The 25415-nt window shown below is 42.2% G+C and carries 29 protein-coding genes; 25 read left to right on the top strand and 4 right to left on the bottom strand.

Going from position 1 to position 25415, the window contains the following annotated elements; genetic code table 11:
- The first annotated feature begins 107 nt into the window (after positions 1 to 107).
- The 8 genes from yqiS (at position 108) to ACN6NB_RS10865 (ending at position 8330) form a co-directional block, all read left to right on the top strand.
- Entirely contained in the window at positions 108 to 1001 is an 894-nt protein-coding gene (gene yqiS, locus ACN6NB_RS10900) for a phosphate butyryltransferase (protein WP_039179832.1), read from the top strand.
- 26 nt (positions 1002 to 1027) lie between these two features.
- The gene (bcd, locus tag ACN6NB_RS10895; RefSeq protein WP_003215658.1) at positions 1028 to 2122 is read left to right on the top strand and encodes a branched-chain amino acid dehydrogenase; all 1095 of its coding nucleotides are present in this window, start codon (positions 1028 to 1030) and stop codon (positions 2120 to 2122) included.
- 33 nt (positions 2123 to 2155) lie between these two features.
- Positions 2156 to 3277, top strand: a complete 1122-nt coding sequence (gene buk / locus ACN6NB_RS10890) for a butyrate kinase (protein ID WP_395941848.1) — start codon at positions 2156 to 2158, stop codon at positions 3275 to 3277.
- Positions 3267 to 4691, top strand: coding sequence for a dihydrolipoyl dehydrogenase (gene lpdA, locus ACN6NB_RS10885; protein WP_144491425.1), 1425 nt, complete (start codon positions 3267 to 3269; stop codon positions 4689 to 4691). The genes buk and lpdA overlap by 11 nt, the downstream gene beginning before the upstream one ends.
- Before the next feature lie 17 nt (positions 4692 to 4708).
- Positions 4709 to 5701, top strand: coding sequence for a thiamine pyrophosphate-dependent dehydrogenase E1 component subunit alpha (locus ACN6NB_RS10880; RefSeq protein ID WP_039179824.1), 993 nt, complete (start codon positions 4709 to 4711; stop codon positions 5699 to 5701).
- Between the two features lie 12 nt (positions 5702 to 5713).
- Positions 5714 to 6697, top strand: a complete 984-nt coding sequence (locus ACN6NB_RS10875; RefSeq protein WP_024422925.1) for an alpha-ketoacid dehydrogenase subunit beta — start codon at positions 5714 to 5716, stop codon at positions 6695 to 6697.
- Between the two features lie 19 nt (positions 6698 to 6716).
- Positions 6717 to 7970, top strand: a complete 1254-nt coding sequence (locus ACN6NB_RS10870) for a dihydrolipoamide acetyltransferase family protein (RefSeq protein WP_144491426.1) — start codon at positions 6717 to 6719, stop codon at positions 7968 to 7970.
- Positions 7971 to 8036: 66 nt separating this feature from the next.
- On the top strand, positions 8037 to 8330 hold the full coding sequence (locus tag ACN6NB_RS10865; RefSeq protein WP_039179818.1) for a YesK family protein: 294 nt from the start codon (positions 8037 to 8039) through the stop codon (positions 8328 to 8330).
- Between the two features lie 13 nt (positions 8331 to 8343).
- On the opposite strand, the gene ACN6NB_RS10860 is transcribed toward ACN6NB_RS10865, so the two are convergent.
- Positions 8344 to 9237, bottom strand: a complete 894-nt coding sequence (locus ACN6NB_RS10860) for a YegS/Rv2252/BmrU family lipid kinase (protein ID WP_058838015.1) — start codon at positions 9235 to 9237, stop codon at positions 8344 to 8346.
- A gap of 169 nt (positions 9238 to 9406) precedes the next feature.
- On the opposite strand from ACN6NB_RS10860, the gene ACN6NB_RS10855 reads away from it, so the two are divergent.
- The 6 genes from ACN6NB_RS10855 (at position 9407) to ACN6NB_RS10830 (ending at position 13926) form a co-directional block, all read left to right on the top strand.
- Positions 9407 to 9844 carry a BrxA/BrxB family bacilliredoxin gene (locus ACN6NB_RS10855; RefSeq protein WP_024428021.1) on the top strand — a complete coding sequence of 146 codons (438 nt, stop codon included), beginning with the start codon at positions 9407 to 9409 and terminating at the stop codon, positions 9842 to 9844.
- A 195-nt stretch (positions 9845 to 10039) separates the two neighbouring features.
- Complete coding sequence (locus ACN6NB_RS10850; protein ID WP_024422920.1) at positions 10040 to 10804, top strand: transporter substrate-binding domain-containing protein; 765 nt, start codon at positions 10040 to 10042, stop codon at positions 10802 to 10804.
- 114 nt (positions 10805 to 10918) lie between these two features.
- Positions 10919 to 11575: an amino acid ABC transporter permease gene (locus ACN6NB_RS10845; RefSeq protein ID WP_039179807.1), complete on the top strand. Its 657-nt coding sequence runs from the start codon at positions 10919 to 10921 to the stop codon at positions 11573 to 11575.
- On the top strand, positions 11568 to 12290 hold the full coding sequence (locus tag ACN6NB_RS10840; protein WP_144491427.1) for an amino acid ABC transporter ATP-binding protein: 723 nt from the start codon (positions 11568 to 11570) through the stop codon (positions 12288 to 12290). Before ACN6NB_RS10845 ends, ACN6NB_RS10840 begins: the two co-directional genes overlap by 8 nt.
- 120 nt (positions 12291 to 12410) lie before the next feature.
- A complete protein-coding gene (locus ACN6NB_RS10835; protein WP_024422917.1) occupies positions 12411 to 13364 on the top strand; it encodes an aromatic acid exporter family protein in 954 nt (317 codons plus the stop codon).
- A gap of 52 nt (positions 13365 to 13416) precedes the next feature.
- Positions 13417 to 13926 carry a L,D-transpeptidase gene (locus ACN6NB_RS10830; RefSeq protein WP_041106809.1) on the top strand — a complete coding sequence of 170 codons (510 nt, stop codon included), beginning with the start codon at positions 13417 to 13419 and terminating at the stop codon, positions 13924 to 13926.
- A gap of 38 nt (positions 13927 to 13964) precedes the next feature.
- Here ACN6NB_RS10830 and prli42 read toward each other — a convergent pair whose 3' ends face one another.
- Positions 13965 to 14057: a stressosome-associated protein Prli42 gene (gene prli42 / locus ACN6NB_RS10825; protein ID WP_149126490.1), complete on the bottom strand. Its 93-nt coding sequence runs from the start codon at positions 14055 to 14057 to the stop codon at positions 13965 to 13967.
- 101 nt (positions 14058 to 14158) lie between these two features.
- Here prli42 and mce point away from each other — a divergent pair, with 101 nt between their 5' ends.
- The 4 genes from mce to ACN6NB_RS10805 are packed head-to-tail and all read left to right on the top strand — an operon-like array spanning position 14159 to position 17654.
- Positions 14159 to 14581 (top strand): methylmalonyl-CoA epimerase, encoded by a 423-nt coding sequence (gene mce / locus ACN6NB_RS10820; protein WP_144494405.1) that lies wholly within the window; start codon positions 14159 to 14161, stop codon positions 14579 to 14581.
- Positions 14574 to 16037, top strand: coding sequence for an acyl-CoA carboxylase subunit beta (locus ACN6NB_RS10815; protein ID WP_144494403.1), 1464 nt, complete (start codon positions 14574 to 14576; stop codon positions 16035 to 16037). Before mce ends, ACN6NB_RS10815 begins: the two co-directional genes overlap by 8 nt.
- A 16-nt stretch (positions 16038 to 16053) precedes the next feature.
- The gene (locus tag ACN6NB_RS10810) at positions 16054 to 17175 is read left to right on the top strand and encodes a M20/M25/M40 family metallo-hydrolase (RefSeq protein WP_058838011.1); all 1122 of its coding nucleotides are present in this window, start codon (positions 16054 to 16056) and stop codon (positions 17173 to 17175) included.
- 14 nt (positions 17176 to 17189) lie between these two features.
- On the top strand, positions 17190 to 17654 hold the full coding sequence (locus ACN6NB_RS10805) for a chemotaxis protein CheW (protein ID WP_039179788.1): 465 nt from the start codon (positions 17190 to 17192) through the stop codon (positions 17652 to 17654).
- A 36-nt stretch (positions 17655 to 17690) separates the two neighbouring features.
- Here the strand turns inward: ACN6NB_RS10805 and ACN6NB_RS10800 are convergent, their stop codons facing one another.
- Together ACN6NB_RS10800 and ACN6NB_RS10795 are read right to left on the bottom strand one after the other, a co-directional pair.
- Entirely contained in the window at positions 17691 to 18509 is an 819-nt protein-coding gene (locus tag ACN6NB_RS10800; protein ID WP_052773100.1) for a membrane protein insertase YidC, read from the bottom strand.
- 28 nt (positions 18510 to 18537) lie between these two features.
- On the bottom strand, positions 18538 to 18819 hold the full coding sequence (locus tag ACN6NB_RS10795) for a hypothetical protein (RefSeq protein ID WP_058838009.1): 282 nt from the start codon (positions 18817 to 18819) through the stop codon (positions 18538 to 18540).
- Positions 18820 to 18999: 180 nt separating this feature from the next.
- On the opposite strand from ACN6NB_RS10795, the gene ACN6NB_RS10790 reads away from it, so the two are divergent.
- From ACN6NB_RS10790 to ACN6NB_RS10760, 7 genes are all read left to right on the top strand, one after another.
- Positions 19000 to 19992 (top strand): carbon-nitrogen hydrolase family protein, encoded by a 993-nt coding sequence (locus ACN6NB_RS10790; protein ID WP_474253357.1) that lies wholly within the window; start codon positions 19000 to 19002, stop codon positions 19990 to 19992.
- 114 nt (positions 19993 to 20106) lie between these two features.
- Positions 20107 to 21351 (top strand): DNA polymerase IV, encoded by a 1245-nt coding sequence (locus ACN6NB_RS10785; RefSeq protein WP_039179779.1) that lies wholly within the window; start codon positions 20107 to 20109, stop codon positions 21349 to 21351.
- A 98-nt stretch (positions 21352 to 21449) separates the two neighbouring features.
- A complete protein-coding gene (gene gndA, locus ACN6NB_RS10780) occupies positions 21450 to 22859 on the top strand; it encodes an NADP-dependent phosphogluconate dehydrogenase (RefSeq protein ID WP_474253356.1) in 1410 nt (469 codons plus the stop codon).
- 114 nt (positions 22860 to 22973) lie between these two features.
- Positions 22974 to 23822 carry a GRP family sugar transporter gene (locus tag ACN6NB_RS10775; protein WP_059374856.1) on the top strand — a complete coding sequence of 283 codons (849 nt, stop codon included), beginning with the start codon at positions 22974 to 22976 and terminating at the stop codon, positions 23820 to 23822.
- Between the two features lie 12 nt (positions 23823 to 23834).
- Positions 23835 to 24620, top strand: coding sequence for a glucose 1-dehydrogenase (locus tag ACN6NB_RS10770; RefSeq protein ID WP_107163388.1), 786 nt, complete (start codon positions 23835 to 23837; stop codon positions 24618 to 24620).
- A 136-nt stretch (positions 24621 to 24756) separates the two neighbouring features.
- Positions 24757 to 25068, top strand: coding sequence for a PTS sugar transporter subunit IIB (locus tag ACN6NB_RS10765; protein WP_144490299.1), 312 nt, complete (start codon positions 24757 to 24759; stop codon positions 25066 to 25068).
- Positions 25069 to 25071: 3 nt separating this feature from the next.
- Complete coding sequence (locus tag ACN6NB_RS10760) at positions 25072 to 25404, top strand: PTS sugar transporter subunit IIA (protein WP_039179767.1); 333 nt, start codon at positions 25072 to 25074, stop codon at positions 25402 to 25404.
- Positions 25405 to 25415 lie beyond the last annotated feature (11 nt).

The raw sequence follows: 25415 nt of genomic DNA, 5'->3' as shown, positions 1-25415 counted from the left end.
AAAAGGTTGCACGAATGTCATGCAAACTGCCTCATTTTACTGCATTTCAAACTGGCACGGAACTTGCATATAAAACATGAACCGAGCACAAGGAAAGGTGGGCATATATGAAGCTTGACGATCTGATTATGAAAGCCGCCCAGCTGCAGAATAAAACGGCGGCTGTGGCTCATGCAGAAGACGAAGAAGTGCTTCATGCCATCAAGATGGCAATTAAGCGAAAGGTCGCTCGCTTTCTCCTGGTTGGGAACAAACGCAACCTGAAGGAGCTAGTGAAACAGCATGCAATCGATGAGGACTGGATAGATATTATTCATTCAGATTCTCCCGAAGAATCTGCCAAAATAGCCGTGCAGGCAGTGAGCGAGAAGCATGCAGATATTTTGATGAAGGGGCATGTCCCGACAGCCGTTCTTTTAAAAGCGGTACTGAATAAAGAATATGGGCTCAGGACAGCAAGTGTCCTATCACATGTCGCAGCATTCGAAGTACCGGGCTTTGACCGCTTTATTTATGTCACGGATTCTGCGATGAACATCGCGCCCGATTTAAATATGCTGAAAGAGATTACGATCAATTCTGTTCAAGTAGCACAAGCTGTAGGAAACGACATGCCAAAGGTTGCAGTGCTCTCTGCGGTCGAGGTCGTGAATCCGGCAATGGATTCAACTTTAACTGCGGCAAGTCTTGCGCAAATGAATCGGCGGGGGCAAATTTCTGGATGCCTGATTGATGGGCCTCTTGCTTTAGATAATGCCATCTCTCAAACGGCAGCTTCTCATAAAAATATTACGAGTGATGTAGCCGGCCATGCAGATATTTTGCTTGTGCCAACAATTGAGGCAGGAAACATTCTTTATAAATCTCTCATCTACTTTGCACATGCGAAGGTGGGAGCTGTGGTGGCAGGAGCCAAGGCGCCGATTGCTTTAACAAGCCGGTCTGATTCAGCTGAAAGTAAGCTTTATTCAATTGCGCTTGCCATCTGTACATCAAATTAAGCGGAAGTAATAGGAGGAATAACACAATGGAACTTTTTAAATATATGGAACGATACGATTATGAACAGCTTGTATTTTGTCAGGATGAGCAGTCTGGCTTAAAAGCGATTATTGCGATTCATGATACAACACTTGGACCTGCACTAGGCGGAACGAGAATGTGGACGTATGAAAACGAAGAAGCAGCTATTGAGGATGCACTGCGTCTAGCAAGAGGAATGACTTATAAAAACGCGGCAGCAGGACTTAATCTTGGCGGCGGAAAAACAGTGATCATCGGTGACCCGAGAAAAGACAAAAACGAAGAAATGTTCCGTGCCTTTGGACGTTACATTCAAGGGCTGAATGGCCGCTATATTACAGCGGAAGATGTCGGTACAACGGTAGAAGACATGGACCTCATTCATGAAGAAACCGATTTTGTCACAGGGATCTCTCCTGCATTTGGTTCATCCGGAAATCCGTCTCCAGTCACTGCTTACGGTGTATATAAAGGGATGAAAGCCGCTGCCAAAGCTGCTTTCGGTACAGATTCATTAGAAGGAAAAACAATTGCTGTCCAAGGTGTTGGAAATGTGGCCTACAATCTGTGTAAACATCTGCACGAAGAAGGCGCACAGCTTATTGTCACAGATATCAACAAAGACTCTGTCAAGCGAGCTGTTGAAGACTTCGGCGCAAAAGCAGTCGATCCTGACGATATTTATGATCAAGCATGTGATATTTATGCACCGTGCGCACTTGGTGCAACCATTAACGATGTAACCATTCCAAAGTTAAAAGCAAAAGTGATTGCAGGTGCTGCAAATAACCAGCTAAGAGAAACGCATCACGGAGACCTTATCCATGAAATGGGGATTGTATATGCTCCTGACTATGTGATTAATGCAGGCGGTGTGATTAACGTGGCTGATGAGCTTTATGGCTATAATGCAGATCGTGCGATGAAAAAAGTCGAAGGCATTTATCAAAATATTGAACGTGTGATTGAAATTTCAAACCGTGATGCCATTCCAACTTATAAAGCGGCAGACCGATTGGCTGAAGAGCGAATTGAAAGAATGCGCAAATCAAGAAGTCAATTCTTGCAAAATGGTCAACATATTTTAAGTCGTCGCTAATTGGAAGAATGAGTTGAAACGGAGGTTTTGTTTTTGCTGACAAAAGAATGGCGTATTCTCACGATTAATCCTGGCTCTACTTCAACAAAAATTGGTGTGTTTCATAATGAACGTTCTATTTTTGAAACGACACTTAGACATACAGATGAGGAATTAAAGTCGTTTCCTCATATCATTGATCAATTTTCTTTCCGCAAAGAAACCATTTTGAAAACACTGCATGAACAGGGGATGAATATCTCAAAGTTTGATGCAGTTTGCGCGCGCGGCGGTCTCCTTCGTCCGATTGAAGGAGGCACATATGAAGTCAATGAGCAAATGGTGAAAGATCTAAAAGAAGGATATGCCGGCCAGCACGCATCCAATCTCGGCGGAATCATCGCGAGAGAAATTGCACTTGGCCTGAATATCCCAGCTTTTATTGTCGATCCAGTTGTGGTGGATGAACTAAAGCCAATTGCTCGTATTTCAGGGCTGCCAACGATCGAAAGAAAAAGCATCTTTCATGCATTAAATCAAAAAGCGGTCGCAAGAAAAACAGCGGCTTCTTTTGGAAAAAGTTACGAAGATTTAAACATGATTATTACTCATATGGGCGGCGGTATCACCATTGGTGTTCATGAAAAAGGGAAAGTCATCGATGTCAATAACGGTCTGCATGGCGAAGGTCCTTTCAGTCCTGAGCGTGCGGGAACCTTGCCGACAGGTGATCTTGTAAATCTTTGTTTTTCGGGTGAGTATACCCAAGAGGAAATGCTCAAACGCATTATTGGTGAAGGCGGGCTAGCGGGCTATCTTGGCACGACAGACGCTGTAAAAGTGGAACGCATGATTGAAGCAGGTGATGAGCGTGCGGCGCTCATTTATGAAGCAATGTGCTATCAGATTGCCAAGGAAATTGGTGCGGCTAGCACTGTTTTAAAAGGAGCAGTTGACGTCATTGTATTAACAGGCGGACTTGCGTACAGCAAACAAATTACATCAAGTATTCGCGGCTATATTGACTGGATTTCAGATGTTGTCGTGTATCCAGGTGAAAATGAGCTGCAATCGTTAGCGGAAGGTGCGCTTCGTATTTTAAAAGAAGAAGAATCACCGAAAGAATACCCAAATGATCAACAGGAAAAGAAAGGAGTGACAAGTCATGGCAACTGAATATGACCTCGTCATTCTTGGTGGAGGCACAGGCGGCTATGTAGCAGCCATCCGTGCCTCACAGCTTGGATTGAAAACAGCAGTTGTAGAAAAAGAAAAGCTCGGCGGAACATGTCTTCATAAAGGCTGCATTCCGTCTAAAGCGCTGCTCAGAAGTGCAGAAGTATATCAAACCGTCAAACGCGCAGCTGATTTTGGTGTTGAGGCAGGCGGCATTGCCTTGCAATTTGCGAGTGTGCAGAAAAGAAAAACAGAGATTGTCGAAAAACTAGCAGGCGGCGTCAAACACTTAATGAAACAAGGGAAAATTGATGTATATGAAGGAATTGGCCGTATTCTTGGCCCATCTATCTTTTCGCCAATGCCAGGAACGATCTCCGTAGAAATGGCAAATGGAGAGGAAAATGAAATGCTCATTCCAAAGCAGGTCATTATTGCAACAGGATCAAGACCGCGGGTGCTGCCAGGGCTTGAAGCAGATGGAACTCACATCCTCACATCAGATGATGCACTTGAACTGCCAGAGCTTCCGCAGTCGATGCTCATTGTCGGAGGTGGAGTGATCGGAATCGAGTGGGCGTCTATGCTCAATGATTTTGGTGTGAACGTCACTGTGATTGAGTTTGCAGACCGCATTTTGCCAACAGAGGATCATGACATTTCTAAAGAAATGGAAAATCTATTATCTAAAAAAGGCATCACCTTTGTTACAAATGCGAAGGTACTGCCAGAGAGCGTAGAAAAGCAGGAAAATCTCGTGACAATTCAAGCGGAAAAGGATGGAGACATTCAGACGTTTGAAGCGGAAAAACTCCTTCTTTCAGTCGGCAGAGTACCTAATATCGAGGGCATAGGTCTTGAAAACACGGACATCCAAACCGAAAAACAAGGCATTGTCGTGAATGAACATTATCAAACGAAAGAATCGCATATTTACGCAATAGGAGATGTCATCGGCGGGCTTCAGCTGGCACATGTCGCTTCCCACGAAGGTATGATTGCTGTTGAACATATGGCTGGGAAAGATCCAAAGCCGCTCGATGAAACGCTCGTATCTAAATGTGTTTACTCTCACCCAGAAACCGCTAGTGTTGGACTCACTGAACAGGCGGCAAAAGAGCAGGGCTTTGAAGTCAAAATAGGGAAATTCCCATTTATGGCGATTGGAAAAGCGCTTGTGTACGGGGAGTCTGATGGATTCGTCAAAATCATTGCCGATCAAAAGACAGATGATATTTTAGGAATTCATATGATTGGTCCTCATGTAACAGATATGATATCTGAAGCTGGATTAGCCAAAGTACTTGATGCAACCCCATGGGAAGTGGGACAGACGATACACCCGCATCCGACCTTATCAGAGGCGATTGGCGAGGCAGCCCTTGCTGTTGACGGGAAGGCGATCCATTTTTAATCAAGGAGGGAAACATGATGAGTAACATGCGTCATCAGGAATTAGGATTATCAGATGAACAAGCAATTGATATATATAGAACAATGCTTCTAGCAAGAAAAATCGATGAACGGATGTGGCTTTTAAACCGTTCAGGGAAAATTCCATTCGTCATTTCTTGTCAAGGGCAAGAAGCGCAGCAAGTCGGTGCTGCATTTGCCCTTAATAGAGAAGAAGATTACGTCTTACCTTACTATCGTGATATGGGGGTTGTCCTTGCTTTTGGGATGACAGCAAAAGATTTAATGATGTCTGGTTTCGCAAAACAAGACGATCCAAACTCAGGCGGAAGACAAATGCCGGGGCATTTTGGACAAAAAGCAAATCGAATTGTGACCGGATCTTCACCTGTCACAACGCAGGTTCCTCACGCGGTGGGAATTGCCCTTGCTGGACGATTAGAGCAGAAAAACTTTGTCAGCTTTGTCACGTTCGGTGAAGGCTCATCAAACCAAGGAGATTTTCACGAAGGCGCTAACTTCGCTGCTGTGCATAAACTGCCTGTTATTTTCATGTGTGAAAACAATAAGTACGCGATTTCCGTGCCATATGACAAACAAGTGGCTTGTGAACGCATTTCAGATCGTGCGATTGGATATGGGATGCCTGGCGTAACTGTAGATGGAAATGATCCGCTTGAAGTATATGCTGCTGTCAAAGAAGCGAGAGACCGTGCGGCTAGAGGCGAAGGCCCGACATTGATTGAAACAATCTCTTACCGTTTAACTGCGCATTCAAGTGATGACGATGACTCAAGCTATCGAGAAAAAGAAGAAGTGCTCGAAGCAAGAAAGAAAGATCCGCTCATCCAATATGAAACGTATTTAATCGAAGGAAACGTCATGACTTCTGAAATGAAAGAAGAGATGACAAAAGAAATCATGCAAATCGTAAACGAAGCCACTGATGAAGCGGAAAACGCAGCTTATGCTGAGGCAGAAAGCGCACTTCGTTACGTGTATGCGGAGTAAGGGGGAAGAAAAATGCCTGTTATGTCATATATAGACGCCATTACACTGGCGATGAAAGAAGAAATGGAACGAGATCCGAAAGTGTTTGTGCTCGGAGAGGATGTCGGGAAAAAAGGCGGCGTATTTAAAGCGACAGCGGGTCTTTACGAGCAATTTGGAGAAGCGCGCGTCATGGATACACCTCTTGCAGAATCAGCCATTGCTGGTGTAGGTATTGGGGCAGCGATGTATGGAATGCGCCCAATTGCAGAAATGCAATTTGCGGATTTCATTATGCCTGCAATCAACCAAATCATTTCAGAGGCTGCAAAAATTAGATACCGATCAAATAATGATTGGAGCTGTCCAATGGTCATCCGCGCACCATACGGAGGCGGAGTACACGGGGCACTTTATCATTCACAATCGGTCGAAGCGATTTTTGCTAACCAGCCTGGTTTGAAGATTGTGATGCCTTCTACACCTTATGATGTCAAAGGTCTTTTAAAGGCTGCAGTGCGTGATCCAGATCCTGTATTGTTCTTTGAACATAAACGTGCATACCGCCTTATTAAGGGAGAAGTGCCTGAAGAGGATTACACTCTTCCGATTGGAAAAGCAGATGTGAAACGTGAAGGCGATGATATCACGGTCATTACATATGGCCTTTGTGTGCATTTTGCGCTGCAAGCAGCAGACCGCCTTGCAAAAGACGGTATTTCCGCTCATATTCTCGATTTGAGAACAGTGTACCCGCTTGATCAGGAAGCGATTATAGAAGCGGCTTCTAAAACAGGGAAAGTGCTTCTGTTAACGGAAGATACAAAAGAAGGCAGCATCATGAGTGAGGTTGCGGCAATCATTTCGGAGCATTGCTTATTTGATTTAGACGCACCAATCAAACGCCTGGCAGGACCAGATATTCCGGCAATGCCTTATGCGCCGACAATGGAGAAATTCTTCATGGTCAACCCGGATAAGGTAGAAGCTGAAATGAGAGAGCTAGCGGCGTTTTAAGAAAGAGGAGGGTTTCAAAGTGGCAATTGAACAAATGAAAATGCCTCAGCTAGGTGAAAGTGTAACAGAAGGAACTATTAGCAAATGGCTCGTTTCACCTGGCGATCATGTGAATAAATACGATCCGATTGCGGAAGTCATGACGGATAAAGTGAACGCAGAAGTCCCGTCTTCTTTTACAGGAACAATTACAAAACTATCGGCTGAGGAAGGCGAAACGCTGCAAGTAGGAGAAGTGTTCTGTGAAATTGAAGTTGAAGGAAGCGAGCAGCAGAGCGAGAAAGAAGCAGCACCTGAGCAAAGCAAAGCGCCTGAAGCAGATCAAACAAATGAGAATCAAAGTCAAAAGAAACGTTACTCTCCAGCCGTTCTTCGTTTAGCAGATGAGAATGGCATTGATTTAGCAGCTGTTCAAGGTACGGGAGCAGGCGGCCGAATTACTAGAAAAGATTTGCTGCAGCTTATTGAAAACGGCGGCGTCAAAGAGAAGACAGCACCTGTCAATGAACGTGCTGTTCAACCGGAGCCTGCGCAGCCGACTCAAGCAAAAGCGGCTCCTGCCATCCCTTCCATGCCTGGTGATGTTGAGCTGCCAGTCACGCCGATCCGGCAGGCAATTGCGGCCAATATGCTGAGAAGCAAACATGAAATTCCGCATGCATGGACGATGATGGAAGTCGATGTGACAAATCTAGTGACAAGAAGAAATCAGCTGAAGGATCAGTTTAAAGCAAAAGAAGGCTTTAACTTGACGTTCTTTGCGTTCTTTGTCAAAGCAGTGGCTCAGGCCTTAAAGGAATTCCCTGAAATGAACAGTATGTGGGCTGGAGATAAAATTGTGCAGAAGAAAGCGATCAATGTTTCGATTGCTGTCGCTACAGATGACGCGCTTTTTGTTCCAGTCATTAAGGATGCGGATGAAAAGACCATTAAGGGCATCGCCAAAGAAATTCATGAGCTGGCGTCTAAGGTGAGACAAGGAACGCTCAAGCAAAGTGATATGGAAGGCGGTACATTCACTGTCAACAACACGGGATCATTTGGTTCAGTACAATCAATGGGAATCATTAATTATCCGCAAGCGGCGATTTTACAAGTAGAATCGATCGTGAAGCGTCCAATGATAGTAAACGGAATGATTGCGGCAAGAGACATGGTCAATCTTTGTCTTTCATTAGATCACAGAGTACTAGATGGTCTTGTATGCGGCAGATTCCTTCAGCGAATTAAACAAATCCTTGAAGGCATCGACGAGCAGACATCTGTTTATTAAAACAATCATTTTCCCCCTCCCGGCATGAGAGGGGGATTTCCACATCTAGGAGAAAGGAGCGATGATATGTCTGGACTAGATTTTTTTGCTTTTCTAACGATTGGTCTCATGTTTATCACAGCGATTGCCTTCGCTTTTCTGCGGTACATTTCTAAATCACGCAATCATCCTGAACGATTACTGCTTATCATATCGATCGTTTCAATCATTCAAATCGTGTACTGTCTGCTGATTGTCGGTGGCTTCAAAGGAGCAGCCAATAGCTTTTTAGGAATATCACTTCTCGCCGGTACACTTCTCGGATATGCACTTGAATATTTATACAGACGCTATATCAAAAAAAAGCCCGAATCAAAATGATGTCGGGCTTTTTTTATTCTGCTGGAACAATAAAGGTCAAATGCTGTTTTAACACTTCTAAAGATGAGGGAGCCTTCATATAAACCTCACCATCCGTATCAGCATCCATTTCCTCTTTTGTGTGGATACGAATACTGGACGCTTGAATGAGAGACAGATCGCCGGTGAAATCCTCCAGCTCTTCCCGGTTCATTGAGAAAATTTCTTTTAAAGCAGAGAAACTTGTATTTCTGCAAATTAAGATTTCAGCTTTTCCATCATCAATGGATGCATTAGGCAAATCAATTTTATTTGTACCGATAAAATGTCCATTCATGACAAGAACGATGACTGCTTCCTCTTCCCAGCTTTCCTCTTCGGTCTCAATCCGTACGTGAAAAGGATCTGTTTGCTGCAGTGTGCGCAGGGCACTTGTGAAGTAGCTGATTTTACCGAGTACGGCTTTTTCCTTATCGTTAATGTTGTTGGACGTGTCTGCGATCAGCCCAATTCCCCAAAAGTTTAACACGTATCGATCTTCTGCTTTGATTAAGTCGACCTTTTTCTCTTTGCCGTCTACAATCATTTGAGCGGCTTTTTGCATCTGTTGAGGAATACCAAGTGTTCTAGAAAAATCATTGCATGTCCCGCCTGGTAATATCGCTACAGCGGGCCTTTTTTCTAAGCCGCCAATACCGTTCATACATTCATGCACGGTACCATCTCCGCCTAATATGATGAGCAATTCCACCGTCTCATCAATATGACGGCAGAAATTATAAGCATCATTTGGCTGCTTTGTTGGTTTAAGAATGAGTTCATCAATATGTAGAGAAAGAAGAGGCACTGTTTGACCGAGTGTTTTTTCCATGTTTTTTTGTCCAGCATTTCCATTATAAATGAGCATCGCTTTTTTGAATTGTGCCATCACGCAGTTCTCCCTTTCATCTCTTTATCATCACTTTTCCCCAATTTGACAGCTCATAAACGATGTTCGGAAAAAGAGGCGATGGATAAGACAACACATTTGCCCGCAGGCGTTTTCCTTGATATGATGGATTTAAAATGGTTTTGGTACGCAAAAGGAGTGGACGGACATGAATATTGATTTTAATTTATTTATGAATGATATTGTAAAACAAGCGAGAGAAGAAATTAAGCAGGCAGGCTACACTGAGCTCACGTCAGCTGAAGAAGTAGACGAAGCACTGACTAAAAAAGGAACGGCACTTGTCATGGTGAATTCAGTATGCGGCTGTGCAGGCGGTATTGCAAGACCAGCTGCTGGCTATTCTGTTCATTACGATAAGCGTCCAGATCAATTGCTGACAGTGTTTGCTGGGCAAGACAAAGAGGCAACAGCAAGAGCTCGTGAATACTTTGAAGGCTTCCCGCCATCTTCACCATCTTTTGCCTTATTAAAAGATGGAAAAATCATCAAAATGGTCGAGCGTCATGAAATTGAAGGGCACGAGCCAATGGAAGTCGTGTCAAAACTACAAGCTGCTTTTGATGAGCATTGCGAAGAAATCTAACATATGACTTTTGAATGAATAAATATAAAGCAGTCCGGTCTTTAGATCGGTCTGCTTTTTTTTTTATAAGACAATAGAATCAAAATAATTTTAGCAAAATACTATTGCATCTTAAAAAGAAAGTGTTTAAAATACATTATAGTGAATAAATATTCAAATCAATACATGATTTTAAATACTGGGAGGCATCATCATATGAAAAAGTGGTTATTATTACTTATGACAGCTGGTCTTGCAGCTGCACTCGCAGCATGCGGAACTTCTTCTAATAATTCAAACGCATCAGGAGATGACAAAACACTCGTGATGGCGACATCAGCAGATTATCCGCCATTTGAATCAAAAGACGGAGATAAAATTGTCGGTTTTGATGTAGATCTTGCAACAGCACTAGCGAAAAAGAACGGCTACAAGCTAGAAATTCAAGATATGGACTTTGCTAGCCTTGTATCAGCCCTCAAAACAAACAAAGCTGATATTGTCCTTGCTGGAATGACACCTACAGAAAAACGTAAAAAACAAGTTGATTTCTCTGATGTTTATTACAATGCTAAAAACTTGGTTGTATCAAAGAAATCTAGCGGTATTAAAGCAGAGAAAGATTTAAAAGATAAAACAGTCGGCGTTCAATTAGGTTCTATTCAACAAGATGAAGCAAATGGATTGCAAAAGAAATATAACCTTACAGTTGAAGACCGTAATAAAATTTCTGATATCATTCAAGAGATCAAAGCAGGCCGTTTTGATGCAGCAATTATTGAAGATAAAGTAGCTGCTGGTTACTTGAAAAAGGAAAAAGACTTCCAAGCATTTGGATTGAACAGCTCAAACGAAGGTTCAGCCATTGCATTCAAGAAAAATAGCGACTTAACAGCGAAGTTTAATAAATCATTAAAAGAAATGAAAGATAATGGTGAACTTGATAAATTAATTAAAAAATGGTTTGCTGATGAAAAGTAAGTCAGGAAAAGGATCAGCGTCATTCAAGAAAATCAAGTAGAAAAGCGCTGAAAAGTTCAACTCGTGTTGAACTTTTTTCCTGTTTTGTATGAAGGCAAAAAAAAGGAGAATGTCATGTTTGATTTTAAAGATGTAATACCTCAGATGCCCTTTATTTTAGAAGGGCTTAAGGTCACGCTTTCTATTGTAGTGGTATCCCTTTTCCTTGGATTTATCTTAGGAATTTTATTAACGCTTTGTAAAATTAGTGTGTTTAAACCGCTCATTTGGATTGCAGACTTTTATACGTCAATTTTCCGAGGCACACCGCTTGTGCTTCAATTGCTCATTATTTATTTTGGTTTGCCTCAGCTTCTTGGGTTCCAAATCGATCAATACTGGGCTGCTGTAGCGGCATTTTCACTCAACTCGGCGGCATACGTATCTGAAATTATTCGTGCGGGTATTAATGCCATCGATAAAGGTCAAAAAGAAGCAGCCGTTGCTTTAGGCATCCCTTATGCTAAAATGATGAAGGACTTATTGCTTCCGCAGGCGTTTAAAAATATTTCACCTGCACTTGTGAATGAAACGATTACACTGACAAAAGAATCAGCGATTGTAACAGTCATCGGACTGGGTGATGTCATGAGACGAGCCTATCAAGCTGGGGCCGTCACGTATAATTATCTTGAACCGCTTATTTTTGCGGGTCTTATCTATTATGTCATCGTGCTTGTTCTCACCTTTGTCGGCAAATCGGTGGAAAGGAAGTTAAAATCAAATGATTAAAATAGAGAAACTCACAAAATCTTTTGGTAAAAACGAAGTTTTAAAGGGGATCGACACGACCATTAAAGAAGGGGAAGTTGTTGCGGTTATTGGACCATCTGGTTCAGGAAAATCGACCTTCCTCCGCTGCATCAACTTACTTGAAAAGCCGACTTCCGGTGTAATAACAATTAAGGACACCGAAATCACCAATCCAAAAACGAATGCACTAAAAGTGCGTGAGAACATCGGAATGGTATTTCAGCATTTCCATCTGTTCCCGCATAAAACCGTGCTGGAAAATATTACGTATGCGCCAATGAATGTGAAGAATCAATCGAAGGCAGACAGCATCAAGCAAGCTGAAGACCTGCTCAAAAAGGTAGGGCTTTTAGAGAAAAAAGATGATTTCCCGAACCGTTTGTCCGGCGGTCAAAAGCAGCGTGTGGCGATTGCACGTGCGCTTGCAATGACACCAGACATTATGCTGTTTGACGAACCAACGTCTGCCCTAGATCCAGAAATGGTCAAGGAAGTATTAGAGGTCATGAAAGAGCTGGCTCAATCTGGAATGACACTCGTCATCGTCACACATGAAATGGGCTTTGCAAAAGAAGTGGCTGACCGTGTGATCTTTATGGATGACGGGAAAATTGTAGAGGATGCAAACCCTGTACAATTTTTTGAATCACCATCTTCACAGCGTGCGCAAGACTTCTTACAAAAAATATTATAAAGAAAAAAGGGAAGGAGACTTAACATCTCCTTCTTTTTTTGATTATAATGGGGAAAGTAAAAAAAGTTCATCATTTCACAAAAGTGAATGGAAACAAGACAGAAAAGAGTGAATCACATCATGTTTAAAATTGGCTACCGAACGCTGAAAACAGCATTAGGAACAGCGATCGCTATTTATATTGCACAATTGCTTGGCTTGCAAAATTATTCAGCTGCCGGGATTATTACGATCCTGTGTATTCAGGTGACAAAGAAAAGATCCCTCTTAGCATCGGGAGCCCGCTTTGCAGCATGCAGTCTCGCTATTTTATTTTCTTATTTATTTTTCGATCTGATCGGGTATCATCCTTTTGTGATCGGTTTGATGCTGCTTGTCTTTATTCCAACAACGGTTCTGCTTCGAATTAAAGAAGGGATTGTCACAAGTTCAGTCATCATTCTCCATTTATACATGTCTGGCGGGATTACCCTGCATCTCATTTGGAATGAACTGCTGCTGATTACCATTGGTGTTGGGGTAGCGCTGATTATGAACCTATATATGCCTAGTGTTGATAAAAAGCTCAAACGCTACAGCGAACAAATTGAAGCCAACTTTGCTAAAATTTTTGAGGAAATCGAGCAATACTTAATGACAGGGAAGCAAGACTGGACAGGAAAAGAAATACCAGAGACACATCAATTGATTAAAGAAGCAAAAGCTCTCGCATATCGTGATGTTGAAAACCATGTATTAAGACATGAAAACCTGTATTATCATTATTTCAACATGAGACAAAAGCAATTTGAAATCATTGAGCGTGTGCTGCCCAAAATTACGTCGATTTCCGTCACAACGGAGCATGGACAAATCATTGCAGAATACATTAGAGACTTACGCGAACATATTCACCCAGGGAACACAGCGCATAAGTTTTTAAGACGTCTCATTGATATGAAAGAAGAATTCGACGCACTTCCGCTCCCGCAAACACGAGAAGAATTTGAGGCAAGAGCGGCACTCTTTCATTTCCTCGGTGAAATGGAACAATATTTAGTACTGAAAAGCTATTTTAAAGGGATGAAAGAATAGAGACGCATGAGTTCCTCCTTCATTGGTCAATCTAATGAAAAAGGAGGAGCCTATGCGTCTTTTATTTTATACCGTACTGACCATGTCCCTTTCACCTATCTGGCCGCTTGGGCAAAACCCGCTGCCAGGTGACCCATTTGTCATTATTAATAAACAAACAAATGAACTTGCCTTTATTGATCAAGGGAAAATTCAAAAAGTATATCCTGCCTCTACAGGAAAAACAGCAGATTTAACGCCAGAAGGTGAATTTACCATTATGATCAAAGCGAAAGATCCCTATTACAGAAGAAAAAATATTGAAGGCGGTGCGAAGAATAATCCTCTTGGACGAAGATGGATTGGATTTGATGCACGAGGAACAGATGGCAGAACCTACGGAATTCATGGAACGAGTGATGAAACTTCGATTGGGAAATTTATCACGGCAGGCTGTGTGAGACTTCATAATCAAGATGTAGAGCTGCTGTTTGATCAGCTTCCAATTGGAACAAAGGTATGGATTACAAAATCAAGTGCTTCCTTTGAAACGCTTGCCAAAGACAAACAGGCCATTCGTTGATATCCCGAATCACCTGCTTGTCTGCTTTTATTCAATCCTTATAAAAAGGCTGCTGCTCCTGCTAAAAGTGAAGAAACTAACAGCAGGCTAATCATAAGCAATACCATAAATTTCATGAATTTTTGAGACATATCGCACCCCTATAACCGAAGATTTTTGCGACAAGCGCAGTTGTCTTTATTTTATCTGGTTTTTTCATATGCGACAAGTGATCAGCAAAGGAAGTGAACGGATGACACAAATCGATCATATTGCCATTGCCGTCTTTTCTATTAAAGAAACATCTCAAACGCTTCATCAGCTATTTAATTGGCATTTTTCAGACATACAGGAGATTCCTGAGCAGGAGATTAAAGCGTCCTTCGCTTCACTTGATGATCTGCACATTGAATTAATTGAGCCAATCTCAGCCCGCAGTAAACTACATAATTTCTTAACAAAAAGAGGAGAGGGGCTTCATCATATTGCGCTAAAGTCGGGTGACATTCAGGCTGATCTTAGCCGTCTCGATCACCTTGGCGTGCAGCTTCTCCAAAAAACAGCACAGATGGGCGCCAGCGGAAAGCAAATTGCATTTATTTCACCTAAAGAAACGTCAGGTGTGTTATTTGAATTGTGCGAGTCCTTGAAAGGAGAGAAACATAGTGATGAATGAATCGTTCAATGACTTGTCTGAATGGCGGAAGAAAGCGTTAATGGGTGGCGGCGAAAAACGAGCAGCGGTTCACAAGAACAAAGGAAAGCTGATGGCTCGAGAGCGGCTTCATGAACTTCTTGACGAGGGCAGCTTGATGGAAATTCAGTCATTTGCAACAGGCGATCTGTCAGAGCATGTTGGAGACGGTGTCGTCATTGGAACGGGACTCATTCATGGAAAACCAGTATGTGTTTATGCACAAGATGCAACAGTATATGGGGGCTCATTAGGCGAAATGCATGCGAAGAAAATTGCCGCTTTAATGGATCTGGCCGCTAAAAATCAGATGCCGGTCATCGGTCTAAAAGACTCAGGTGGTGCGAGAATTCAAGAGGGTGTGGTATCATTAGAAGGATACGGACAGATTTTTAAACGGAATGTGCTGTACTCTGGTCGAATCCCGCAAATATCTGTTATTTTAGGTTCATGTGCTGGAGGTGCAGTCTATTCTCCTGCATTGACTGATTTTGTCTTCATGACAGAGCAAACAGCTCATATGTTTTTAACTGGTCCGAAAGTAATAGAAAAAGCAACAGGAGAAACGGTCTGTCCTGACCGTCTTGGCGGTGCAAGTGTTCAGCATCAGACAAGCGGGAATGTGCACTATACTGGGAAAGATGAGAAGGACGTGTTAAAAGCGGTTCGAACTCTTTTAACGTACATACAAACGAAACAACAGGCTGTCACACGCGCTGGGGTACGAAAGCACGATTCCGCCGATCCAGGCAGAATTCTGCCAAAGAATCCATCACGCACCTATGATGTCAAACAAGTGGTGACAGCGATAACCGATCCAGACTCATTCTTTGAAACGCAGCCTTGTTTCTCAAAAAATATTGTCACAGGTTTTGCCAGATTACAAGGAGCCTCCATTGGTGTTGTTGCCAATCAGCCAAAGGTGCTGGCAGGCAGCCTTGATCTTGACGCTTCCGATAAAGCGGCCAGGTTTATTCGATTTTGTGATGCGTTTCATATTCCGATCTTAACCCTTGTGGACGTTCCTGGTTTTTTACCAGGGGAGAAAGCTGAGCATGCAGGAATTATCCGCCACGGTGCAAAGCTTTTATATGCGTATGCTGAAGCAACCGTTCCCAAAATCACTGTGATTTTAAGAAAGGCGTTTGGCGGTGCTTATGTCGCGATGAATAGCAAGGGCTTAGGCGCTGACTTTGTTTATGCATGGCCAGAGGCCGAAATTGATGTCATGGGGAAAACGTTCGCAGACGAAATTGTTCATCCTGCTTCGCGCGAGTCTGAAAACAAACCAAGTGTATGGAAAGCGGCCCAGGCAGGTCTGATAGACGATATTTTTATGCCAGCTGAAACGAGAGAGCGATTGATCCGCTCATTTGATTTGCTTCGCAGTAAGGAAGAAGATAGACCGTTAAAAAAGCATGGCAACATGCCGCTATAAGAGGAGGAGCATCATCATGATCAATGAAAAACGCTTACTAGACGAATTTTTAGAATTAGTTCAGGTTGATTCAGAAACAAAACACGAAGAGAAAATTGTTGAAGTATTAAAAGAAAAATTCTCGCAGCTTGGTCTTAAAGTGGTTGAAGACGATTCAAAAGCAGCAACAGGCCACGGTGCAGGCAACCTTGTCTGCACATTAGAAGGGAATCAAGAGGCAGATACGATTTATTTCACTTCTCATATGGATACAGTTGTGCCGGGAAATGGCGTAAAACCAGTCATTGAGGACGGCTATGTGAAAACAGATGGAACAACTATTCTTGGTGCTGACGATAAAACAGGACTTGCTGCTATGTTTGAAGCGATCCGTGTGCTGAAAGAGAAAAATTTAAAGCACGGGAAGATTGAATTTGTGATCACAGCAGGCGAGGAATCAGGACTTGTTGGAGCAAAAGCGTTAGACCCAAATTTGATGACAGCGAAATACGGCTATGCCCTTGATTCAGATGGCAAGGTTGGTACGATTATCGTAGCTGCACCAACACAGGCAAAAGTACGCGCAACGATTTACGGAAAAACCGCTCACGCAGGTGTCGCGCCTGAAAAAGGTGTGTCTGCGATTACCATTGCATCAAAAGCAATTGCCAGCATGCCACTTGGCCGCATCGATGAAGAAACAACAGCGAATATCGGCCGTTTTGAAGGCGGAACACAAACGAATATTGTGTGCGATCAAGTCGATATTTTGGCGGAAGCACGCTCTTTAGAACCAGCAAAAATGGAAGCTCAAGTAGCGAAGATGAAAGAAGCCTTTGAAAAAACCGCTAAAGAAATGGGCGGAAGTGCCGATGTACAAATTGACATCATGTATCCAGGCTTCAAATTCTCACACGGCGATCAAGTCGTAGAAGTGGCGAAAAAAGCGGCAGCAAAAATTGGCCGTCCTTCAGAACTGCAGACGAGCGGCGGAGGCAGTGATGCAAACGTCATTGCAGGCAACGGCGTCCCAACTGTCAACCTAGCTGTTGGATATGAAGATATTCATACGAAAAATGAGAAAATGCCGATTGAAGAATTAGTCAAAACAGCTGAAATGGTTCTCGCCATTATCGAAGAAACGACAAATCCATCGTAAAGGCAGGAGACTCTGTGAGCGCGCAAAAGATTATTATTTTTCAGGTGGGGCAAGAGGAGTTTGGCATCAGTGTAGAGCATATTCGTTCGATTGAAAAGGTCCCTTACTTACAAGAAGTATCGAACCTTCCAAAAGAAATTAAAGGGCTGATGTCATTAAGAGGAGAGGTCATTCCTGTCAGTGACACAGGTGTGATGCTTCACGGAAAGCCTCTTGATGTAAACGAGCAGTCAAAGGTACTGCTATTTGAAGTAAACGATCAAATGATTGGCTGTCTTGTCTCAGATGCAAAAGATATTATCGATATCGAGCAAAGCGAGATCAAGCCATTTCATATGAACACGAAGGCCTCTGAATATTTCTTCGGCGTTGTTGAGAGAGAAAACAAAATGATTTTACAAGTGGACCCAAATAAGTTCCTTGGGAAAATTGAGGACCTCGATCAATTGCCAGACCGGTTGAAAGAAGAATTGGCATAATGAAAAGCCCCTTATCTTTAGATAAGGGGTTTATTTTTATTCAGCAGCTGGTTTGGCTTGTTCGTTAGCCGCAGCTTTCGTTTTTGATTTTTGGTACATGACATTTAAAATAATCGTTTGAATCGTGAGTAGTAGTCCGCTTGTCATCCAGTATAAAGGAAGAGCAGCGGGTGCATTAATTGAAAGAAACAGCATCATGATCGGGAAAATCATGCCCATCACTTTCGCCTGCTTCAGTGCAGCCTCTGTCTGGGTGCCTGATTGCTTCGCATATTTTTGCGTGACATAAAATTGTAAGAAATACATAGCCCCTGCAAAAATCGCCACCAATAAATCGGTTTGTCCTAAATTAAACCATAAGAACGTATGAGTTGCGATCTCAGGTGTTGAGCGGATTGCTGAGTAAAAGCCAAGAACAATTGGAATTTGAATCAGCATCGGCAGACAGCCCATGGCAAGCGGGTTCACATTGTTCTCTTTATATACTTTCATCATTTCCATTTGCAGTTCTTTTTGTTTTTCAGGTTCTTTCGTTTTCTTCAATTTGCTTTGTATTTGGTCAATCTGAGGCTTCACCAATGCCATTTTTTCCTGCATGACTCTTTGCTTCTTAAATTGATTCGCAAAAAGCGGGAAAATCAGCAGGCGGACAATCAAGGTGACGAACATAATCGATAAACCATAATCATCATGAAAGAAGTTCGCAAGCCAAATGATCAGCTCAGAAAAAGGCTGAACAAAATAATGATGGAAAAAACCATCAGAGCTCGTATTCGTTTGCGCACTCGCTGCAAATGCAGGTGACGCAATCATCATCAAACATAAAGTCGTAAAAACAGTCAATAAACGTTTCAATTCGTTTCCTCCTCATGATTAAAAAAATTTAATAAGCGAGAGGAAGCGAATGGTCTTCATCATCATTAGATGATCTTTTCATTCGAATGACTTTACTAATCCAAGTTGTAATGCGATCATATATGATAAACAGAAAGTCTGTTCGATTCAAGCAAGATGCGTCCAACTCTTCCAAACGATGCCCACCAAGGTGTTCGTTCATACGGCAGTCTTTTAGTAAAAAAGCAATGCCGATGGCCGTCAGCGCTGGAAGAATAATCGTAAAGAATTCAACAAGGAAAAAGACTTCATTGAATGTATCAATAATCATGATTATCACATCCATTTCATTACTCACAGTGTACTATACACATGGTTAAATGTCTAACAGAACCACGTGTTTTCTTCATTAAATAAAATTCCTTATTCTGTATAAAATAGTAAATGTCATCCAAACTTCATATTTCCTATCCTATAATGAGGGGGATGAAAAGAAATGGAGGTTTTGAATATGACAAGTATTTACCCAAAGTTTCGAGCAGCTGCGGTACAAGCAGCACCGGTCTACTTAAATTTGGAAGCAACCGTTGAGAAATCATGCGACCTGATTGACGAGGCAGCTTCAAATGGTGCAAAGCTTGTGGCATTCCCAGAAGCATTTTTACCTGGTTACCCTTGGTTTGCTTTTATTGGTCATCCAGAATATACAAGAAAGTTCTATCATGAATTATATAAAAATGCAGTTGAAAGCCCTAGCTTAGCCATTCAAAAACTCAGTGAAGCAGCAAAAAGAAATGAAACGTACGTTTGTATATCATGTAGTGAAAAAGATGGCGGCTCTCTCTATTTAGCTCAGCTTTGGTTTAATCCAAATGGGGATTTAATAGGAAAACATCGGAAAATGAGAGCTTCTGTAGCAGAAAGACTCATTTGGGGGGATGGAAGTGGCAGTATGATGCCAGTGTTTCAAACTGAAATTGGAAACCTGGGCGGATTGATGTGCTGGGAGCATCAAGTCCCGCTAGATCTTATGGCGATGAATGCCCAAAATGAGCAGGTACATGTAGCCTCTTGGCCAGGTTATTTTGATGATGAAATATCAAGCAGATATTATGCCATCGCGACACAGACATTTGTGCTGATGACATCATCTATATATACGGAAGAAATGAAAGAGATGATTTGTTTAACGCAGGAGCAAAGAGATTACTTTGAAACATTTAAGAGCGGGCATACGTGCATTTACGGGCCGGATGGGGAGCCGATCAGTGATATGGTTCCAGCTGAAACAGAGGGAATTGCTTACGCTGACATTGATGTAGAAAGAGTCATTGATTACAAGTATTATATTGATCCGGCTGGACACTACTCCAATCAAAGTTTGAGTATGAATTTTAATCAACAGCCTACTCCGGTTGTGAAACAATTATATCCTCAAAAAAATGAAGTATTCACATATGAGGACATTCAATATCAACATGGTATACTTGAAGAAAAAGTGTAAATGAACGTGAAACCTTCTCTTTTTTAGAGAAGGTTTTTTTGAGGAAAGATGAAATAAATCAATGTATAATCAAAAATAGCTGATCAAAATTCAGGTAGATAAGAAAATGGGGTTATGCCAATGTCAAATATTATTTTTCATATAGACATGAATGCTTTTTATGCCAATGTAGAAATGGCGTATGATCCTTCTTTGCGAGGGAAACCTTTAGCTATCAGCGGAAATGCAAAAGAGCGTAAAGGGATTGTTGTGACGTGCAGCTACGAGGCGAGAGCATTAGGTGTGAAGCCCCCGATGCCCTTGTGGGAGGCGAAGCGGCTATGTCCGGGACTCATTGTCCGCACACCGAACTTTGACCGGTACCGCAGCTCCTCACAAGAGATGTTTACAATACTAAGAGAATACAGTGATTTAGTCGAACCTGTATCGATTGATGAGGGCTACATTGATTTAACGCATACGCCATATGCCGAACATGCGGTAAAAACGGCTCATGATATTCAAACAAGGCTAGTAGAGGAGCTGATGCTTCCTTCAAGTATCGGCATTGCACCGAATAAATTTTTAGCGAAAATGGCGTCTAATTGGAAAAAGCCAATGGGAATCACCATATTGCGTAAACGAGATGTTCCGAACATGCTTTGGCCGCTACCTGCTGGTGACATGCACGGGGTTGGACAAAAAACGGCAGATAAATTGAAAACCATCGGAATTCATACTATAGAAGACTTAGCGAAAGCGAATGAGTATACGCTAAAAGAATTGCTTGGCATTAATGGACCGAGATTAAAGCAAAAGGCGAATGGTGAACATGACGGCATCGTGGACCCAGAAAGAATATACGAATTTAAATCCGTCGGCAATTCATCCACTCTGCCTCATGATTCGGATGATTCAGATGAACTTGTCACGTTAATTGATAAGCTGTCACAATCTGTGAGTGCAAGGTTAAAGAGAAAAGAAGTGATGGCGAATCGGCTGCTCATCATGATTCGGTATGCAAGCTGGAAAAATATCACGCGAAGTATCATGCTCACAAATCCAACGGATCGAAAGGAAGACATATTTGAAGCGGCAAAACAGTTATTCCTGAAACATTGGAATGATCAGCCAGTGAGGCTCTTAGGTGTAACGGGGACAGACCTAGTCGAACGAAAAGCAGCCGTTAAACAGCTTGATTTATTTTCATATACAGAAGATGCAAAAGAAGAGCCCCTCCAAACCATTTTAGATGGACTGAAAGAAAAATATGGAAAACCATTGGTGCAAAGAGGGATCACCATTAAGGAAAAAGAGAGTAAAACAAGCGGGACAAGTTTTAATAAAGATTTTTTTCAGGACGAAAGAGGAAATGACTAGCCTGAAAACTTGATAAAAGAGGTGATGTTGTGGTAATTTCAAAGGGTACATCATTTCAGCAGTAATCAATATAGTGTGTTAGAAGGGACGTCAGAATTATGTCAAAACAACAAATCGGTGTGGTTGGACTAGCCGTTATGGGGAAAAACCTTGCCCTCAATATTGAAAGCCGCGGTTTCTCCGTATCCGTTTATAACAGATCTAGCAGCAAAACAGAAGAGTTTCTTCAAGAAGCAGAAGGAAAATACGTTGTTGGCACATACAGCATCGAAGAATTTGTTCAGTCGCTTGAAACACCGCGTAAAATTCTTTTAATGGTAAAAGCTGGTGCAGCAACAGATGCAACCATTCAATCATTACTTCCTCACCTAGAGAAAGGTGACATTTTAATTGATGGTGGAAATACATATTACAAGGATACACAAAGACGTAATCAAGAGCTTGCAGAAAGTGGCATTCACTTTATTGGTACAGGTGTTTCCGGCGGTGAAGAAGGCGCGCTAAAAGGTCCTTCCATCATGCCAGGCGGTCAAAAAGAAGCGCATGAGCTAGTGAAACCAATTTTAGAAGCGATCTCTGCGAAAGTAGATGGCGAACCTTGTACAACGTATATCGGCCCAGATGGAGCAGGACATTATGTCAAAATGGTTCATAACGGTATCGAGTACGGAGATATGCAATTGATCTCTGAATCATACTTTATCTTGAAGCATGTTGCTGGATTGTCAGCAGGGGAGCTTCATGAAGTATTCTCAGAGTGGAATAAAGGCGAGCTTGACAGCTATTTAATCGAAATTACAGCTGACATTTTCACAAAAGTGGATGAAGAAACAAACCAGCCGCTTGTGGATGTGATCTTAGATAAAGCTGGTCAAAAAGGAACTGGAAAATGGACAAGCAAAAGCTCACTTGATCTAGGTGTCCCGCTTCCAATCATTACTGAATCTGTTTTTGCGCGCTACATTTCAGCTATGAAAGATGAGCGTGTGGAAGCAAGTCAATTGATCCAAGGTCCTGAGCCTGCGCAATCAGCTGAGAATAAACAAGAGCTGATCGAAGCGGTTAGAAAAGCCCTATTCATGAGTAAAATCTGTTCTTACGCACAAGGCTTTGCGCAAATGAAAGCAGCGTCTGATGAATATAACTGGGATTTAAAATACGGTGAAATTGCGATGATCTTCCGTGGTGGATGTATCATTCGTGCAGCCTTCTTACAACAAATTAAAGAAGCATATGACCGTAATCCTGAACTGAAAAACCTATTGCTTGATCCATACTTTAAGGATATTGCTCAAAACTATCAATCATCACTTCGTAAAGTCATTTCACTTGCAGTTGAACAAGGAGTTCCTGTTCCTTCATTCTCAAGTGCACTTGCTTACTTTGATAGCTATCGCACAGCTGTCCTTCCAGCGAATTTAATTCAAGCACAGCGTGACTATTTCGGTGCACATACGTATGAGCGCACAGATAAAGAAGGCGTATTCCATACTGAATGGATGAAATAAACAGAACGACTGAAAAACCTTACCTTTGGTAAGGTTTTTTTGTTTGCATATTTTCGGCTAAAAATGAGAAAAAGAGGGATGCTATGTAAAAAAGACAAGAAAGTAGGGATAGAAGTGGGCATCTTATATGCACTTCTCCCAGCGATATTTTGGGGAAGTATTGTTCTCATCAGTGTCAAACTAGGCGGGAATGCGTATCAGCAAACCCTCGGCATTACGCTCGGCGCGTTTTTATTTTCGATTGTAGCTTTTTTCATCAAAATGCCAGAGCTGACACCGCTTATATTTGCGGTTTCCGTCATTTCAGGCATCTTTTGGAGTATTGGACAAATGAATCAGCTTTCAAGTGTCGCTTTTCTTGGCGTGTCTAAAGCGGTTCCTTTATCAACGGGCATGCAGCTTGTGAGCACGACCCTATTTGGCGTCATGGTCTTCAAAGAATGGCAGACAATGACGGTCATACTCATTGGTTCCTGCGCCATTTTACTGATCATTGCAGGTGTTGTCATGACATCGCTCGGTCAAAAAAAGAATGGCGGCGAGAATGGCAGAGGCAATTTTAAAAAAGGGATCATTATTCTACTCATATCCACCGTCGGCTACGTCGGATATGTTGTCATTTTAAGATGGTTTGATATTGATGGCTGGTCTGCACTCGTCCCGCAATCTGTCGGCATGCTGCTTTCATCCTTAGCGATTAGTTTAAAGCAGGATCCATTTAGTAAATATACGTTTAGAAATATCATTGCCGGTCTTATTTGGTCAACAGGAAATCTTGGGCTGCTTTTGGCCATTCCATTAATTGGCGTAGCCGTAAGCTTTTCAATGTCACAAACAGGGATTGTCATCTCAACACTAGGCGGCATTTACTTATTAAAAGAGAAAGCATCTAGAACAAGCTTTGTCATTGCAGGCTGCTTGATGATTATTGCAGGCGGTGTGCTGCTAGGCTTTACAAAATAGGAGGTAACACGAATGTATCCAGATTTAGAAGGAAAAACAGTTCTGATTACAGGCGCAGGTACAGGAATTGGTCAAGCGATGGCACGCCGATTTGGACAAGAAAAAGCCAATGTGGTGATCAATTACTTTTCTGATAAAGAAAATCCGGATGACACCATTGCAGATATTCAAAAACATGGCGGACAGGCTGTGAAAATCAAGGGAGATGTATCAAAGGAAGAGGATATGCAGGCAATGATTAATAAAGCTGTTGATACATTCGGCAGTCTTGATGTGATGATCAATAATGCAGGTATTGAAAATGAAGTGCCTTCCACCGAAATGACGCTGGATAATTGGAACAAAGTGATGTCTACCAATTTAACAGGTATGTTTCTAGGATGCCGTGATGCACTGAGGTATATGACGGATCATGGGATAGAAGGCTCGATCATTAATATGTCGTCGGTTCATCAGCAAATTCCTTGGCCTCATTTTGTCCATTATGCAGCTAGTAAAGGAGGCGCCAAGCTTTTGACAGAAACATTGGCGCTTGAATATGCCCCTAAAAAAATCCGTGTTAACAGTATTGCACCAGGCGCCATTGATACCCCGATTAATGCGGAGAAATTCGATGATCCAGCCTTGAAAAAAGGCGTGATTGAGCTGATTCCAATCGGCTATATTGGAAAGCCGGAAGAAGTGGCAGCATGTGCTGCCTGGCTGGCATCAAAAGAAGCAAGCTATGTTACCGGCCTAACGTTATATGTAGACGGCGGCATGACAAAGTATCCTGGGTTCCAGGCAGGAAAAGGATAATATAAAAAAAGAGCGTACAATACGCTCTTTTTTTATATTAAATACAGACAAATAAAATTAAATGTCTAGACATTTAAAAATAAAAATATATAATATTAATTGGAAGCGCTTTTATTACAACATTGGGGTGAGAGAAATGAAACGTATTTTATTAGCATGCAGTTCAGGAATGTCTACGAGTTTACTAGTGACAAAGATGAAAGCACATGCCGATTCAATTGGGGACGAAGCAGAAATTTGGGCAGTTGGGCAAGATCAAGCAAAAAAAGAAATGGCGAATGCAGATGTTGTGTTAATTGGACCGCAAATGAGCTTTTTAAAAGGAGATCTGCAAAAAGAAGCAAAAAAATACGGGATTGAGGTAGAAGTCATTGATATGCAGGCATACGGGCTTGCCGATGGACAAAAAGCGTATGAACAGGCACTTGCACTGATGGGGGAATCTTAAAGGATGGAAAAGAAAACACTCGAAGGGCTCACGGAGGAACAAGTCAGCTTTCAATTGATCTTACACAGCGGGAATGCACGCAGTAAATTGCTCGAGGCTCTGAAACAATATCGAGAAGGTCTAGAAGAAAAGGCTTTTGGTCTCATGAAAGAAGCGGAAGAAGATTTACGGCATGCACATGACATCCATTTTCAACTCGTGCAGAAGGAGGCAGGAGGAGAAACAACATCCTTTTCTTTACTGCTCATGCACGCCGAAGATCACTTAATGTCGACTATTACCATCAAGGAGCTTGTGGGAGAGCTCCTGCCGATATTCCAATCGCTTAAACAATAAAGGGTGTAAAC

Source organism: Bacillus sp. 11B20, assembly GCF_056098985.1.
Note: the sequence above shows the minus strand (reverse complement) of the source record. Positions and strands in the feature narration are given on the sequence as shown.